This window comes from Parabacteroides gordonii MS-1 = DSM 23371, from assembly GCF_000969825.1.
In the GTDB taxonomy this organism is placed as follows: domain Bacteria; phylum Bacteroidota; class Bacteroidia; order Bacteroidales; family Tannerellaceae; genus Parabacteroides; species Parabacteroides gordonii.
This window is the reverse complement of the sequence record NZ_KQ033921.1, coordinates 77,389-91,597: the sequence shown is the minus strand read 5'-3', so window position 1 is coordinate 91,597 and position 14,209 is coordinate 77,389. Positions and strand designations below refer to the sequence as shown.

Annotated in this window: 15 protein-coding genes and 1 pseudogene; 12 read left to right on the top strand and 4 right to left on the bottom strand. The window is 55.2% G+C overall.

What is annotated here, in order from left to right; genetic code table 11:
* Positions 1-29 precede the first annotated feature (29 nt).
* Genes mobC through mobA form a run of 3 tightly spaced genes read right to left on the bottom strand, consistent with a single transcriptional unit; the run spans position 30 to position 3,782 of the window.
* A complete protein-coding gene (gene mobC / locus HMPREF1536_RS24745; protein ID WP_028728883.1) occupies positions 30-2,036 on the bottom strand; it encodes a conjugal transfer protein MobC in 2,007 nt (668 codons plus the stop codon).
* A 22-nt stretch (positions 2,037-2,058) separates the two neighbouring features.
* Positions 2,059-3,357, bottom strand: coding sequence for a conjugal transfer protein MobB (gene mobB / locus HMPREF1536_RS24740; protein ID WP_028728882.1), 1,299 nt, complete (start codon positions 3,355-3,357; stop codon positions 2,059-2,061).
* Complete coding sequence (gene mobA / locus HMPREF1536_RS24735) at positions 3,354-3,782, bottom strand: conjugal transfer protein MobA (protein WP_028728881.1); 429 nt, start codon at positions 3,780-3,782, stop codon at positions 3,354-3,356. Before mobA ends, mobB begins: the two co-directional genes overlap by 4 nt.
* A gap of 43 nt (positions 3,783-3,825) precedes the next feature.
* Between mobA and HMPREF1536_RS28020 the strand changes: the two genes are divergently transcribed.
* The gene (locus tag HMPREF1536_RS28020; RefSeq protein ID WP_181980762.1) at positions 3,826-4,158 is read left to right on the top strand and encodes a hypothetical protein; all 333 of its coding nucleotides are present in this window, start codon (positions 3,826-3,828) and stop codon (positions 4,156-4,158) included.
* Positions 4,159-4,357: 199 nt separating this feature from the next.
* Here HMPREF1536_RS28020 and HMPREF1536_RS28015 read toward each other — a convergent pair whose 3' ends face one another.
* On the bottom strand, positions 4,358-4,513 hold the full coding sequence (locus HMPREF1536_RS28015) for a hypothetical protein (protein WP_157395724.1): 156 nt from the start codon (positions 4,511-4,513) through the stop codon (positions 4,358-4,360).
* A 12-nt stretch (positions 4,514-4,525) separates the two neighbouring features.
* Here HMPREF1536_RS28015 and HMPREF1536_RS24730 point away from each other — a divergent pair, with 12 nt between their 5' ends.
* From HMPREF1536_RS24730 to traJ, 11 genes and pseudogenes are all read left to right on the top strand, one after another.
* A complete protein-coding gene (locus tag HMPREF1536_RS24730; RefSeq protein ID WP_028728880.1) occupies positions 4,526-5,305 on the top strand; it encodes a ParA family protein in 780 nt (259 codons plus the stop codon).
* A complete protein-coding gene (locus tag HMPREF1536_RS24725) occupies positions 5,286-5,690 on the top strand; it encodes a DUF3408 domain-containing protein (RefSeq protein WP_028728879.1) in 405 nt (134 codons plus the stop codon). Before HMPREF1536_RS24730 ends, HMPREF1536_RS24725 begins: the two co-directional genes overlap by 20 nt.
* 19 nt (positions 5,691-5,709) lie before the next feature.
* The gene (locus tag HMPREF1536_RS24720; RefSeq protein ID WP_028728878.1) at positions 5,710-6,297 is read left to right on the top strand and encodes a DUF4122 family protein; all 588 of its coding nucleotides are present in this window, start codon (positions 5,710-5,712) and stop codon (positions 6,295-6,297) included.
* Between the two features lie 18 nt (positions 6,298-6,315).
* The gene (locus HMPREF1536_RS24715; RefSeq protein WP_028728877.1) at positions 6,316-6,615 is read left to right on the top strand and encodes a DUF4134 domain-containing protein; all 300 of its coding nucleotides are present in this window, start codon (positions 6,316-6,318) and stop codon (positions 6,613-6,615) included.
* An 11-nt stretch (positions 6,616-6,626) separates the two neighbouring features.
* Positions 6,627-6,950: a DUF4133 domain-containing protein gene (locus HMPREF1536_RS24710; protein WP_028728876.1), complete on the top strand. Its 324-nt coding sequence runs from the start codon at positions 6,627-6,629 to the stop codon at positions 6,948-6,950.
* Positions 6,947-9,037: pseudogene (locus HMPREF1536_RS24705) on the top strand (TraG family conjugative transposon ATPase); the annotation flags it as partial. The gene HMPREF1536_RS24710 and the pseudogene HMPREF1536_RS24705, both read left to right, overlap by 4 nt.
* Before the next feature lie 559 nt (positions 9,038-9,596).
* Complete coding sequence (locus HMPREF1536_RS24700; RefSeq protein WP_046151773.1) at positions 9,597-11,408, top strand: reverse transcriptase/maturase family protein; 1,812 nt, start codon at positions 9,597-9,599, stop codon at positions 11,406-11,408.
* Positions 11,409-11,500: 92 nt separating this feature from the next.
* A complete protein-coding gene (locus HMPREF1536_RS24695; RefSeq protein ID WP_262496368.1) occupies positions 11,501-11,938 on the top strand; it encodes a TraG family conjugative transposon ATPase in 438 nt (145 codons plus the stop codon).
* A gap of 207 nt (positions 11,939-12,145) precedes the next feature.
* Positions 12,146-12,508, top strand: coding sequence for a DUF3876 domain-containing protein (locus HMPREF1536_RS24690; RefSeq protein WP_028728697.1), 363 nt, complete (start codon positions 12,146-12,148; stop codon positions 12,506-12,508).
* Positions 12,509-12,512: 4 nt separating this feature from the next.
* Positions 12,513-13,142, top strand: coding sequence for a DUF4141 domain-containing protein (locus HMPREF1536_RS24685; RefSeq protein ID WP_028728696.1), 630 nt, complete (start codon positions 12,513-12,515; stop codon positions 13,140-13,142).
* Between the two features lie 49 nt (positions 13,143-13,191).
* Positions 13,192-14,196, top strand: coding sequence for a conjugative transposon protein TraJ (gene traJ, locus HMPREF1536_RS24680; protein ID WP_005647499.1), 1,005 nt, complete (start codon positions 13,192-13,194; stop codon positions 14,194-14,196).
* The last annotated feature ends 13 nt before the right edge of the window (positions 14,197-14,209 follow it).

Sequence of the window (14,209 nt, the reverse complement as noted above, 5' to 3'; positions counted from 1 at the left end):
TTGTTCTTGCCGACGGGGTATTTTTATCCTCACTTGTCCTTAATCAGATGCGACAGCTCCGGGTCTGCTTTGATGCGCCCGATCTCGTCGGCGACAATCTGCCTGACCTCGCTCTTGATGCGGTAGTAGTTGGCGTCGATCTGCTGCTGCATGGTGTCGTTGCCGTCCTTGTCGGTGAAGTCGATGATCTGCGGTATCTTCACGTAGCGGGCGGTCTCCCGCCTGACCTTCTCGTTATCCACGACAATCTCGGCATGGAAAATCTTCTGCTCGATACGCTCGTCGAAATTGTCGGCTACCGCCCCGACGAACATACCCTGTGTGAGGTTGGAAATCTTGCTTGCCGGAATGAGGCTGTCCATCTGGGTATTGATGGAGACGGAGGTCTCGTTCCGGTTGATAGTCATGTTCTGCCGTTTCTGCAAGACCTTGCCGAAACGCTCGGAGAGCGTCTTGGCAGTTTCGGCAACTACCTGACCTGCAAAGACATTGCCGACCGTATTGCAAATAACAGCGGACTCTTTGTCTCCATAATCACGCTTTAGCTGGCTGAAATCCTGAAAGCCGAGCATGACGGCTACCTTGTTGCTTCGGGCGGTGGCAATGAGGTTGTCCAGTCCACGCATATAGATGGTGGGCAGCTCGTCGATAATCACGGCGGATTTGAGCCGCTTCTTCTTGTTGATGAGTTTCACGATGCGGGAGTTGTACAGTCCCAACGCCGCCCCGTAGATGCCCTGACGGTCGGGGTTGTTACCGACTACGAGCACCTTCGGCTCTTCGGGATTGTTGATGTCGAGGGTGAAATCGTCCGCCGTCATCACCCAGTAGAGCGCCGGGGAGATCATGCGGGAAAGCGGTATCTTGGCACTGGCTATCTGCCCCTGCAACTGCTCCACCGCCGAGGATTCCCATGCGTCCATGAAGGGAGAAAGGTAGTTCTCCAACTCCGGGTACGAGGTGAGGATGGGGAAAATGTCGGCGTACTTGCGGTTCAGGAACTCAATGGCATGGGGGAAGGTGCAATACTTGCCGTTCTTGTAGATTTTGAGATACCATATAATGCTGGCTAACAGAATGATAGGCGATTCTACGAAGAAATCGCCCTGTTTGGAAATCCACGTGCGGTTCAAATTTAACATAATCGTGTAGGCACTCTCGTAGGCATCGGATATGTCGGTCATGAAGTCCGGGTGGATGGGGTTGCAGCGGTGGCTCTCCCTCGGATTGTCGAAGTTTATCACGTAGAACTTGGGCTTGACCTTGTAGCCGTCCAAATGGGCGAGCAGGTGGTTGTAGGCTATCTCGGAGAGGTCGGGGTACTTGAAATCATACAGGAAAAGCGAATAGCCCTTCTCGATGGTCTGTTTGATATACTGGTTGATTATCGCATAGGACTTGCCCGAACCGGGCGTGCCCAAGACCATCGTCGCACGGAAGGGATTGACAAGGTTGATCCATCCGTCATACGCCCTGCCCCTGAACCAGAAGCGGGTGCGAAGGTTGACGGAATACTCGTTCTCCTTCAACTCGGTCTCCTGCATGAAGGATTCGTTCTCGACGTTGAACACGTCTTCGAGCAGGTCGGTCTTCAGCAGACGGGACATCCACAGTCCCGCCATGAGCAGGCAGATATACCCTGCGGTAAGGGTGGCGATATACAGCACGGTGTCCGCCGGAAGCGGCAGAGGAAGGGTGAGCAACCACCCGTTGCCGAAAAAGAGCAGCAAGCCGGACACGCCGCAAAGGATGATCCTGCGCCACGTGATTTTCTGTTCCTTCACGCCCTTTGTGCCGAGGCAGCTAAGGGCGAGGAACAGCACGGCGAAGAGCTTCGTCCAGAGGATATTGGAGAACAGCCCGGCGGTACGCTGGAAGCCGAGCAATATCCTATCGACAACGCCGATGTCGATGCCCCACTCCCGGACGGACTGGTAACAGAACCAGTAAATATTTACCACTACAAATAAAATGCTTATCGCACGCATGAACTCCATGACTTTGGCGAGTCCACGCAAATCGTCTTCGTTTTGCATAATTCGTTGAATTTTAAGTTGATTATTGTTGCCTGCCGTACTTGCGCCTCTTTTTCTTTTTGCGTTGCGGAGGTACGGGCTGGTCGCCGGACGCTCCGCCGGGTACGGGGGCAAAGAGGTTGAAGGCGGCCGCCACGTTCTGGGTGGTGCCGTCCTTGTGGTCGGGACGATAGCCGGTATCGTGTCCGTCCCATTGGGATGCGCCCGTATGCTCCTGCTGCCGGGTGGGATGTTCCACTCCGGCGGAGGGTTGTGGCAAGTGAATACCTTCCTGCCCGGCGAAAAGGTCGTTGAACACGCCTGCGGAGAACTCCTTGCCCAGACGGGAGCCGTTGAAGACGGCTTTGGCGGCATGGTCGATGAAGGTCGCCCCATAGATGCGCCCGGCTTCATTCTGACGGAATACCACGCCGATTCCCTGCCGCATGAGTTCCCGCTCGAACTGCGCCCGGTCATGCCCTGCGGTCTGCATGGCGGCGGAAACCTTTCCGGCGGTGGCGGCGGCGACTTCCTTGTGGGTCTTTTCCCATGCGGCAGCGTTGTGCATCCGCCTTTCGAGGGCTGCGACGCCCGCCTCCTTGCCGAACACGGAGGACTTGAAGGGCTTGCCGACCTTGTTGCCCTCCCTGTCGGTTGCCGAATAGGTCAAGCCGTGATACTCCCGCCCGCCGTATTCCCCCTTCACCTCGTCCACCGTGATGCCGTAGAGCGAAAGCACCGCCCGGTATTCTCCCAGTGTACGGAAACGCCACTCCCGGGCAAGCGGGCGGATGACTCCCGCCAACTGCCCCTTGAGGTTGCCGTCCCCGTAACCGACGGGCGACAAGGGCAGCCCCTCCTTCCACTGCTTGGGCGTAGCCGGGACAAGACCGAACTGCCTCTCCAGCTCCCGGCAGACCTTCATCGAACGCCCGTGCTCGTAGCTGTCGGAAATCGCACGCCCGGTTTCGTCCACCCGGACGGAGACGATGTGCAGGTGCTCCCGCCCGATGTCGTTGTGGCGATAGACGATATAGGGCTGGTCGCCGAAGCCCATGCGCCGCATGTACTCCTCCGCCAAGCTGACAAACCGCTCCTCGCTCAAGCAATCCTTCGGGTCGGGATTGAGGGAGATATGCAGGACGGGCTTCTCGGTCTTGCGGTTGGCTGTGAGGTAGTCACCGAACGAGCGGGAAAGATGCCCTATCGTGTAGGGAGCATCGCCCTGCGGCTCGATAATCCGGCTGGTGAAAAGCACGTCGGCGTGCCGCTCGTCCACCTTCAACTGGTTGTAGGCAAGCACCCCGTAAAGGCTGCTGCCGTGCGAGATCTTGGCTATCATCGGACGGGGTATTTGCTCCGGAACTCCTCCACCAGTGCGGAAATCCGCTTGCTTAACTCGACCAGTTCGAGGGTGTGCCGCTCCAGCTTGTAGAGGAAAGCGAGGGCTTTCTTCTCCGAGAAATTGGATTTGAGCGCACGCACGCATTGGTTGTAGTTCGTGCCTATGGCACGGAACTGCGAGTGGAAGGTGGTCAGGCGCATGTAGAAATCCTGCGTCCCCTTATCCAGTTTAATGACCTTAATCTCCCTGCCGAAAAGTGCGGAAACGATAAACTCCGCCTTGGTCGCCTTGCCCGACTCGTCGAAAAGCGCGAGGAAACGGGCGTTGTCCCCGTCGTCCAGACGGAACACGTAGCGGTGGCGCATCTTGTCGGGCTTGGGCTTTCGCCCGTGGTTGCCCGCATACTTCTTCTGATTGTCCATCATCCTGTAAAATTTTAAGTGAAACATGGTCTGAAAACGCCGTATGCCTACGGCTCTCCCCCGTGAGCATCCCCCGACTCCGGAGGGGGATGCCACATCGAGGGGGCAAGGTGGTGGTGAGGCACGAAATTCATTTCGAGTGCCGCAGCACACAACTTGCCATTTTCGTTTGAAAATAAAATCCGTCCTGCCGGACAGATTGGGGATGCCCTTGCCTGCTGCGGAGTGCCGGGGCACTCCCTCGGGCGGTTGCCGCTCTTCTCCATTCTTACTCCATTTTGGTTTCCGCCTGCAAAGTAACAGCCCTTTTCCCGTCCGGACACCATACCCGGATGCGACAAACCTACGGGTGGAAAGACAATGCACGACACGCTGATAATCAAACGGATAAACTACCGGTATTTTGATATTCCTTTGCGCCGTGGAAGCGGTGAAACGACTGTCCGGATAGACAAGGAAACAACCGGATAGCCGACCGGACGGACAGCCGAACGGCTGACGGTCTTGCCGGACAAACGGACGGACAACCGGATAACCAGCCGGACGATCGGCTAAACAGCCAAACGGTTAAATGACTAAACGGCTAAACGGTCAAACGGCTGAACAGCCGGATGATTGGATGAACGGATGCCTGAACGAATGAACGGACGAATGACCGGCAAAGTGGCTGAAAGGCTGACTGATTGAGTGAACAGAGAAGCGGCTGCACGGGCAGCCGGATGAATAACCAACAGAATGACGATATGGACAGACAGACATTGAACGTGGCTTTCGCCACACAGAAAGGCGGCAGCGGCAAGACGGCTATCACGGTGCTGGTGGCGGGCTACCTGCACTACCGTCTGGGGTGTCCGTTAGCGGTGATCGACTGCGACTTCCCGCAGTACAGCCTGTACGAGATGCGGGAGCGGGACAGCCGGGCGGTACTGGAGAACGAACACCTGAAACGGGCGGCTTACGAACAGATGCGGCAGCCGGGGCGTGCCGCCTATCCGGTGCGCAAGTGCCGGGTGGAGCAAGCCCCTGACACGGCAAGGGAGCTGGCGGCGGAAGGCTGCTACGACCTGCTCTTCTTCGACCTGCCGGGCACGGTGAACTCGGCGGGCATCCTGCGCACGATCGCACAGATGGACTACATCTTCGCCCCGGTGAGTGCGGACAAGGCGGTGCTGGAAAGCACGCTCTCCTTCCTCGACGTGCTGCAACGGATGATGCTGGGCAAGGAGACGAGCCGTCTGAAGGGGCTTTACCTTTTCTGGAACCAAGTCGACAAGCGGGAAACGAGCGGGCTGTACGAGAAGTACGGGCAGGTGGTCGCCGACATGGGGCTGCCGATGCTGCAAACCCGCATCCCCGACACGAAACGCTTCCGCAAGGAGGCGGACGGCACGGGACGGACGGTGTTCCGCTCCACGCTGCTGGCTCCCGACAGGCGGATGCTGGCAGGCAGCGGCATCCCCGAACTGACCCGTGAGATAGCGACCATCCTCAAACTGGAAGGCTATGAAGAAGCAGCGGAATGAGAAGCCCATCGACGAGGAACTGCTGATGCGGATGATGGCGGGCGAGGCGGCAGGAACGGGAGAACCGGGAACCGGAAAGGGGGAAACCTCCGTGCCGGTGGAGAAGGCGCAGGAAGGGAAAACGGCGGACACAAGACGGCGCAAGGGAAGGCAGGCGGACTACGAGACGACCTTCCTCAAAGGCATGGACATCCCCGCCCGCTACGGCAAGCCGGTCTATGTGCGCCGTGAGTACCACGAGCGCATCGCCAAAATCTCGGTGATGCTGACGGGCGGCAAGGTGTCGCTCTCGGCATACATCGACAACGTGCTGGCGCAGCACTTCGAGCAATACCGGGAGGAGATCGAGGCGGCATACGCCGGGAAACTGGAGAACCTCTTTTAAAAAGGAAGGAGGAAACGGCATGATACTGAAATTATCGCTCACCGTCCTGCTGCTCTATTACCTTGTCGTGCTGTGGAAATACTACCGGCAGGACATCGCCGGGATATTCGGGACAGCGGAGACGGACGAAGACACGGACGGAACGGGAAAGGAACCGGGGCAACCGGGCAAGCCGTACACGGTCATGGGAGAAAGCACCTACCTGCCCTTCGCAGCGGAGGACGGGGAGGAAGCGGCAGCCGGAGCCGTGGACGAACCCGCAGCGGAGGACGACGGGGCGGACTACTCCGACATCGAGCCGGAGGAGGACGAGGAGGAGACGGACTATGAACCCACGCCGGAGGAGATCCGGGAACTGGAGGAGGAAGAGGAATTAGGGGCTTATTACCCGGACGGCAACCCCGACTTCGCCACGGGGTACTCCTTCGATGACCTGAAAAAGGTGCGCCGGGTACTGGTGTCGGACAATGCGGACGAAAAGGCGGAGCGGGAAGCCCGTGAGGTGCTGCCGTCCGTGATGGGGTCGGACATCTGGGAGGCGATGCTGGACGAGTTCGAGGGCGCACGTGAGCGTGTCGCCCGGCTGATGGACAACCATAATGTTTAATTAAAATTTTAAAGACAAATGAGACAAAAGAGAATCTTATTCACGGCGGCCTGCATACTGGTTGCCGTGGGCGCAATGGCGCAGGGAAACGGGCAGGCGGGTATCACGGAAGCCACGCAGATGGTTACCTCGTATTTTGAGCCGGGAACGAAACTGATTTACGCCATCGGTGCGGTGGTCGGCTTGATCGGAGGGGTGAAAGTGTACGGGAAGTTCAGCTCCGGAGACCCAGACACGTCGAAGACGGCGGCGAGCTGGTTCGGAGCCTGCATCTTCCTGATTGTAGCCGCCACCATCCTGCGTTCGTTCTTCCTGTAAAACAGCGGATTATGGACATGGAAATCAACAAGGGGATCGGCAGGAACGTGGAGTTCAAGGGGCTGGAAAGCCAGTACCTCTTCATCTTCTGCGGCGGTCTGCTCGCCGTGTTCGTGGTGTTCGTCATCCTGTACATGGCGGGCGTGAACCAGTGGGTGTGCATCGGCTTCGGCGTGGTTGCGGCTACGCTGCTGGTATGGCTGACCTTCCGGCTGAACGCCCGGTACGGCACGCACGGGCTGATGAAGGCAGCCGCCCGCAGGCGGCATCCGAGGTACGTGGTGAACCGGCTGAAAATCCCCCGATTATTCACCTTTAAACACTGGCAAGAATGAGAAACGTAATGAAAGCGGCGACGCTCGAAAGCAAGTTCCCGCTGCTGGCGGTGGAGAACGGCTGCATCGTGAGCAAGGAGGCGGACGTGACGGTCGCCTTCAGGGTGGAACTGCCGGAACTGTTCTCCGTCACGGGAAGCGAGTACGAGGCGGTCCACTCGGCTTGGCACAAGGCGGTGAAGGTGCTGCCGGAGTATTCCATCGTGCACAAGCAGGACTTCTTCATCGAGGAGAAGTACCGGCCGGAAACGGACAGGGACGACCTTAGCTTCCTGAGCCGGAGCTTTGAGAGGCACTTCAACGAACGCCCGTTCCTGAACCACTTCTGCTACCTGTTCCTTACCAAGACGACGAAGGCACGGAGCCGTCAGGAAAGCACGTTCTCCACCCTCTGCAAGGGCAGGCTTGTCCCCAAGGAGATCGAGGACCGGGAGACGGTTACGAGGTTCATCGAAGCGGTCGGTCAGTTCGAGAAGATCATGAACGACAGCGGACTGGTTACGCTGCGCCGCCTCACGACGGACGAGATCACCGGGACGGAAACGGCGGCGGGCATCGTGGAGAAGTACCTCTCGCTCTCGCAGCACGACACGACGGTGCTGAAGGACATCCAGTTGAACCCGGATGAGATGCGCATCGGCGACGACATCCTCTGCCTGCACACCCTCTCGGACACGGAAGACCTGCCGGGCAAGGTGGCGACGGACAGCCGCTACGAGCGGCTCTCGACCGACCGCTCGGACTGCCGGCTGTCGTTCGCCGCCCCGGTGGGCTTGCTGCTGGACTGCAACCACTGCTACAACCAGTACATCTTCATCGACGACCACGGGGAGAACCTGAAACGCTTCGAGCAGACCGCCCGGAACATGCACTCGCTCTCCCGCTACTCCCGCTCCAACCAGATCAACAAGGCATGGATCGAGGAATACCTGAACGAGGCGCACTCGAAAGGGCTGACCTCGGTGCGCTGCCACTGCAACGTGATGGCATGGAGCGACGAGAGGGAGGAACTCAGGCGCATCAAGAACGAGGTGGGCAGCCAGCTCGCCCTGATGGAGTGCAAGCCGAGGCACAACACGGTGGACGTGCCCACGCTCTTTTGGGCGGCGATACCGGGCAACGAGGGGGACTTCCCCTTCGAGGAGAGCTTCTACACGTTCATCCCGCAAGCCCTGTGCTTCTTCACCGAAGAGACGAACTACAAGGACTCGCTCTCGCCCTTCGGCATCAAGATGGCGGACAGGATGACGGGCAGACCGCTGCATCTGGACATCAGCGACCTGCCGATGAAGAAAGGGGTGATCTCGAACCGCAACAAGTTTGTCCTCGGTCCGAGCGGAAGCGGCAAGTCGTTCTTCATGAACCACCTCGTGCGCCAGTATTACGAGCAAAACAGCCACATCGTGCTGATCGACACGGGCAACTCGTACCAAGGGCTGTGCGAGCTGATCCACCGCAAGACCAAGGGCGAGGACGGGATTTACTACACGTACACGGAGGAGAAGCCCATCAGCTTCAACCCCTTCTTCACGGACGACTACAAGTTCAGCGTGGAGAAGAAGGACAGCATCAAGACGCTGCTGCTGGCACTGTGGAAGGGCGAGGACGAGAAAATCACGAAGACGGAGAGCGGCGAGCTGGGCAGTGCGGTCTCGGCGTACATCCGCCGGATACAGCAGAACCGGGACATCGTCCCCTCGTTCGACACCTTCTACGAGTACATGCTGAACGATTATCGGAAGGAGCTGGCTGCAAGGGACATCAAGGTGAGCCGGAAGGACTTCAACATCGACAACTTCCTGACCACGCTCAGGCAGTATTACAAGGGCGGGCGCTACGACTTCCTGCTGAACTCGAACGAGAACATCGACCTGCTGCACAAGCGGTTCATCGTATTTGAAATTGACAGTATAAAAGATAATGCCGAGCTGTTCCCCGTGGTTACGATCATCATCATGGAAGCCTTCATCAACAAGCTGCGCCGCCTGAAAGGGGTGCGGAAGATGCTGATCTGCGAGGAGGCTTGGAAAGCCCTTTCCTCGCCGAGTATGAGTGAATATCTGAAGTACCTCTGTGCGCCCGTAAAGGTTGCATCGTAAACATCTCTTTGGCAAGAGATTAGGAAAGTGTTCTTTGAAAATAACCTATCATCAGCCGACTTATCTGTTTTCGGGAAAACTTAACCGAGCAGGGAGTGTAGCATGTCGGAAAAGTCATAAGTCAGTTAGTTACCAAACTGCGACTGAATGGCGAGATGAAAAGATAGATATGAGGATAAAGTCCGAATTGATTAAACGATAGTCCGAGTGGTTCCCCTTTAGGCTATGGCGTAAGGTAACTATCAATCGCCATATCGTGATACTACTTCAGTGTATAGGTATGAATGTAGCAAGAACTTATCACGACACAACCGCAGTAAGCGAGTGAAGGACGGAAGTCGTATCCGACAATCTATCATGCCAACAGTTACGATGTAATAAACGGGGATTACCTATCCCGAAGTGCCGAAAGGCTATTAGGTTTGACCTATGAAAATTCGGAGTGGTAACGGAGCTTCCATAGTAGTCCGAGCAAGGTAACGCCTTGTACATGGCGAAGGGAAGCAGCTAATTATTAATACAATTAACGGAAAATGTGAGAGACATTATGAGAAGTCCAGAAAGAGTATTAAACAGTCTATCAGAACACAGTAAGGATGTAAGCTACAAGTTTGAACGTCTTTACAGAATTTTGTTCAATGAGGAAATGTTCTATGTTGCCTATCAGCACATCTACGCCAAAGAGGGCAACATGACTAAAGGTTCGGACGGTCAGACCATTGACAACATGAGCCTGAAACGAATTGAAAAGTTGATTGATACGTTAAAAGATGAAACGTACCAGCCCCAACCGTCAAAGAGGGTGTACATACCGAAGAAAAACGGTAAGAAAAGACCTCTTGGCGTACCGACTTTCAATGACAAGTTAATACAAGAAGTAGTAAGAATGGTATTGGAAGCCATATACGAGGGAAATTTTGAATACACCTCGCATGGGTTTCGACCCAATCGAAGCTGCCATACTGCATTAACTCACATCCAAAAGGAGTTTAGCGGTGCAAAGTGGTTTGTAGAGGGAGATATAAAAGGTTTCTTTGATAATATAAGCCATGATGTATTAATAAACATACTCAAGGAGCGCATTGCGGACGAACGCTTCATACGCTTAGTACGCAAGTTTTTGAAAGCGGGATATATCGAAGAATGGCAATTCCACAATACTTACAGTGGCACACCGCAAGGGGGTATCATCAGCCCGATATTGGCTAATATATACCTTGACAAGCTGGATAAGTATATAAAGGAATACATAGCCAAATTCGATAAAGGGAAGAAACGAAAATTCAGTAGAGAAAGTTTGGACTTCGGCAATGCAAGAAAACGTATTGTGCGAAGATTGAAGTCCGTAAAAGACGAAAGGCAAAGGGTAAAGCTAATCCTTGAACTGAAAGCAATAGAACAAGGACGGGCTAAATATCCCAATGGCGAAGAAATGGATGCCGATTACAGGAGAATGAAATATGCGAGATATGCAGATGATTTTCTCGTGGGAATTATCGGAAGTAAGCAAGATGCGCAACAGATAAAGGGAGATATTAAAAACTTCCTTGCTGATAAACTGGCATTGGAACTGTCTGATGAAAAGACACTTGTCACCCATACCGAAAGACCTGCCAAGTTTCTCGGATATGAAATTACTGTAAGAAAGTCCAACGACCAAAGACGTGATAAACGGGGTAGATTAAGAAGAACCTATGGTAAAAGGGTCTGCTTGAATGTCAGTATGGAAACTGTCCGTAAAAAACTGTTCGATTGGGGAGTCTTGGAAATGACAAACCGTAACGGAAAGGAAATATGGAAACCGAAATGTAAATCGGGACTGATATTCAATGACGACCTTGAAATCCTTGATAGCTATAATCGGGAAATCGTGGGTTTCTATAATTACTACTCCATAGCCAACAACTGTGCCCATGCCTTGAATAATTTCAAGTACATCATGGAATACAGCATGTACAAAACGTTTGCAGGCAAATATAAGTGCCGCACACGCAAGGTAAACAAGAAATATCGTAAGAACGGTAGGTTTATCATAAAGCACATGACTAAAACAGGTGTAAAGGAAAGATACTTTTACGACGGTGGCTTCAAACGCAAGAAGCCCACCTATAAATCGGAATGTGACACCATGCCACGAACAATTTATACTGCGGGGCGGACAAGTCTTGTTGAAAGGCTGAAAGCCCATGAGTGTGAATTATGTGGAGCGACAGACGACCTTGTTATGCACCATGTAAGGAAACTAAAGAACTTGCAGGGTAAGGAAAGCTGGGAACGACACATGATTGCCCGCAAACGCAAAACGATTGCCGTGTGCAGGAGTTGTCACAAAAAGATACATGACGGAAAGATAGACTAAAATTAGTGGAGAGCCGGATACGCTGAGAGGTGTAAGTCCGGTTCGGGGGCGAGCATTTGGAAACCTACCATAGAAATATGACAAGGCGCTGGGTGCTTAGCCTACATAAAACTGTCAGGAAATATTTCGGCGAGGCGATTGTCGTCACGCAGGAGGTGGACGACATCATCTCGTCCCCCATCGTGAAGGAGGCTATCATCACCAACTCGGACTGCAAGATCCTGCTCGACCAGAAGAAGTACATGAACAAGTTCGACGGCATCCAGTCGATGCTCGGTCTGACGGACAAGGAGAAGTCGCAGATACTCTCCATCAACCTTGCCAACCATCCCGGACGGAAGTACAAGGAGGTGTGGATCGGTCTGAACGGTGTGCAGTCGGCGGTGTATGCCACGGAGGTATCGGCTGCCGAATACCTGACCTATACCACCGAGGAGAGCGAGAAGACGGAGGTGTTCGCACTGGCGGAAGAGCTGGGCGGGGATTTGGAGCTTGCCATCAAGCGGCTGGCGGAGACGAAGTATAAATAATGTACCGATGTGCTGGCGGTGAGCGGCGAACAGGCTGCCGGACGGATGGTTGATTGACCGGACGAACGGCTAAAGGGTCGGATGATTGACCAAACGGTCAAACGGTTAAACGGTTAAACGGCTGGCTGGCTAAACGGCTGGATGTACAAACGGCTAAACGGAATGGAGAGAATAAAATTTTGTAAAACTTAAAAAAACGGAATCAAGATGAAACGATTGAATTTAATCCTGCTGCTGTCGGCGGTAACAGTGGCGCTGGCGTTTGTCATTTCCTGCAAGGAGACAAATGCGGAACGGTTGGAAAAGATGTGCGGCGAGTGGGTCAGCACGGGCGGCAAGCCGCCCTTCACCCTCTGGGAAGAGGACGGCAAGTACCGTGTAACGGTCATGCACAGGAACCACATGGGCGGCAGTGAAGCGGAGACCTACCTCGTCCGGGAAACGGAAGGGGTGCTGTTCATCGAGACGGGCTTCGCCGTGATGATGGACTATGACCGGGAGAAAGACCGCATCCGGCTGTCGCCGGGCGGAGAGTACAGGAGAAAGAGTGACGGAACCCTAAAACAGTAAGGACATGAGAACGATAAAGGCAATCATTCTGGGCGTGGCGTGCCTGACGACAGGTGCGGCCAACGCCCAATGGGTCGTACACGACCCCGGCAATCTGGCGCAGGGCATCATCAACACGGCTAAGGAGATGGTGGAGACCTCCGCCACCGCACAGCACACGCTGGACGGCTTCAGGGAGACGGCGAAGATATTCGAGCAGGGGCGGAAGTATTACGATGCGCTCAAGGCGGTGCATGACGTGGTGAAAGGCGGCGTGAAGGTGAAGAAGTCCATCGGGCTGGTGGCGGACATCTCGGAAATCTACGTGCGCAACTACCAGAAGATGTTAGGAGACCCGAACTACACGCCGGACGAGCTGGAAACCATCTCGTTCGGGTACGCCAAGCTGCTGAGCGAGAGTGCGGACATCCTGCAAGACCTGAAGAACGTGGTGAACGTGACGGGGATGTCGCTCTCGGACGCCGAACGGCTGGCGATCATCGACCAGAGCTACAAGCGGCTGCTGGAGTACCGCAACCTCGTGCAGTATTACACGGACAAGAACATCTCGGTGAGCTACCTGCGGGCGAAGAAGAAAAAGGACGCCGGCCGGGTGGTGGCTCTCTACGGGGATGCGGAAGACCGTTACTGGTGAGACCGGCAATATACAATAATGTTTACGTACATAAATATAATATAGGACTATGTTGTTAGCGATAGACTTCACGAACCTGCACGAGATATTGCAGGTATTGTATCAGGACATGATGCCGCTCTGCGAGAAGCTGACGGGTGTAGCCAAGGGAATCGCCGGGCTGGGTGCGCTGTTCTACGTAGCCGCCAAGGTGTGGCAGGCGCTCGCCCGTGCCGAACCCATCGACGTGTACCCGCTGCTCCGCCCGTTCGCCATCGGGCTGTGCATCCTCTTCTTCCCCACTTTCGTCATCGGCACGATCAACGCGGTGCTCTCGCCCGTGGTGAAGGGCTGCCACGGGATGCTCGAATCACAGACCTTCGACATGAACCGATACCGGGAGCAGAAGGAAACGCTGGAGAGGGAGGCGTTCCGCCGTGACCCGGAGAAGGCGTATCTGGCGAGCAAGGAGGACTTCGACAAGAAGCTCGACGAGCTGGGCTGGTCGCCCAAGGACTTGAAGACGATGGCGGTGATGTACATCGACCGGACGGAATACAACATGAAGCGGAACATCCGGCTGTGGTTCCAAGAACTGCTCGAACTGCTGTTCCAGTCGGCTGCGCTGGTGATCGACACGATACGGACGTTCTTCCTGATCGCCCTCTCCATCCTCGGTCCGATAGCGTTCGCCCTCTCGGTCTATGACGGGTTCCAGAGCACGCTCACGCAGTGGATAACGAGGTACATCTCCATCTACATGTGGCTGCCCGTGAGCGACCTGTTCAGCTCGGTGCTGGCACGCATCCAAGTGCTGATGCTCACCCGTGACATCGAGGCGATGAGCGACCCGACCTTCATCCCGGACAGCTCGAACACGGTGTACATCATCTTTTTAATCATCGGGATATTCGGGTACTTCACCATCCCGACGGTCGCCAACTGGATCATCATGGCGGGCGGGGTGAGCCAAGCCAACCGTGCGATGAACCAGACCGCAAACAGGGTCGGCAACGTCGCCGCAGCGGGTGCGGGTGCCGCCGTGGGGAACATCGCCGGAAAAATCATCAAGTAGCGGCGGATGCCCC

Bases quoted from the DNA above. Each gene is read 5' to 3' on its own strand.
- mobC (WP_028728883.1), bottom strand. From the start codon at position 2,036: ATGCAAAACGAAGACGATTTGCGTGGACTCGCCAAAGTCATGGAGTTC.
- HMPREF1536_RS24725 (WP_028728879.1), top strand. From the start codon at position 5,286: ATGAAGAAGCAGCGGAATGAGAAGCCCATCGACGAGGAACTGCTGATG.
- mobB (WP_028728882.1), bottom strand. From the start codon at position 3,357: ATGATAGCCAAGATCTCGCACGGCAGCAGCCTTTACGGGGTGCTTGCC.
- HMPREF1536_RS24710 (WP_028728876.1), top strand. From the start codon at position 6,627: ATGGACATGGAAATCAACAAGGGGATCGGCAGGAACGTGGAGTTCAAG.
- mobA (WP_028728881.1), bottom strand. From the start codon at position 3,782: ATGGACAATCAGAAGAAGTATGCGGGCAACCACGGGCGAAAGCCCAAG.
- HMPREF1536_RS24715 (WP_028728877.1), top strand. From the start codon at position 6,316: ATGAGACAAAAGAGAATCTTATTCACGGCGGCCTGCATACTGGTTGCC.
- HMPREF1536_RS24685 (WP_028728696.1), top strand. From the start codon at position 12,513: ATGAGAACGATAAAGGCAATCATTCTGGGCGTGGCGTGCCTGACGACA.
- HMPREF1536_RS28020 (WP_181980762.1), top strand. From the start codon at position 3,826: ATGCCTACGGCTCTCCCCCGTGAGCATCCCCCGACTCCGGAGGGGGAT.
- HMPREF1536_RS24700 (WP_046151773.1), top strand. From the start codon at position 9,597: ATGAGAAGTCCAGAAAGAGTATTAAACAGTCTATCAGAACACAGTAAG.
- HMPREF1536_RS24690 (WP_028728697.1), top strand. From the start codon at position 12,146: ATGAAACGATTGAATTTAATCCTGCTGCTGTCGGCGGTAACAGTGGCG.
- HMPREF1536_RS24720 (WP_028728878.1), top strand. From the start codon at position 5,710: ATGATACTGAAATTATCGCTCACCGTCCTGCTGCTCTATTACCTTGTC.
- traJ (WP_005647499.1), top strand. From the start codon at position 13,192: ATGTTGTTAGCGATAGACTTCACGAACCTGCACGAGATATTGCAGGTA.
- HMPREF1536_RS24730 (WP_028728880.1), top strand. From the start codon at position 4,526: ATGGACAGACAGACATTGAACGTGGCTTTCGCCACACAGAAAGGCGGC.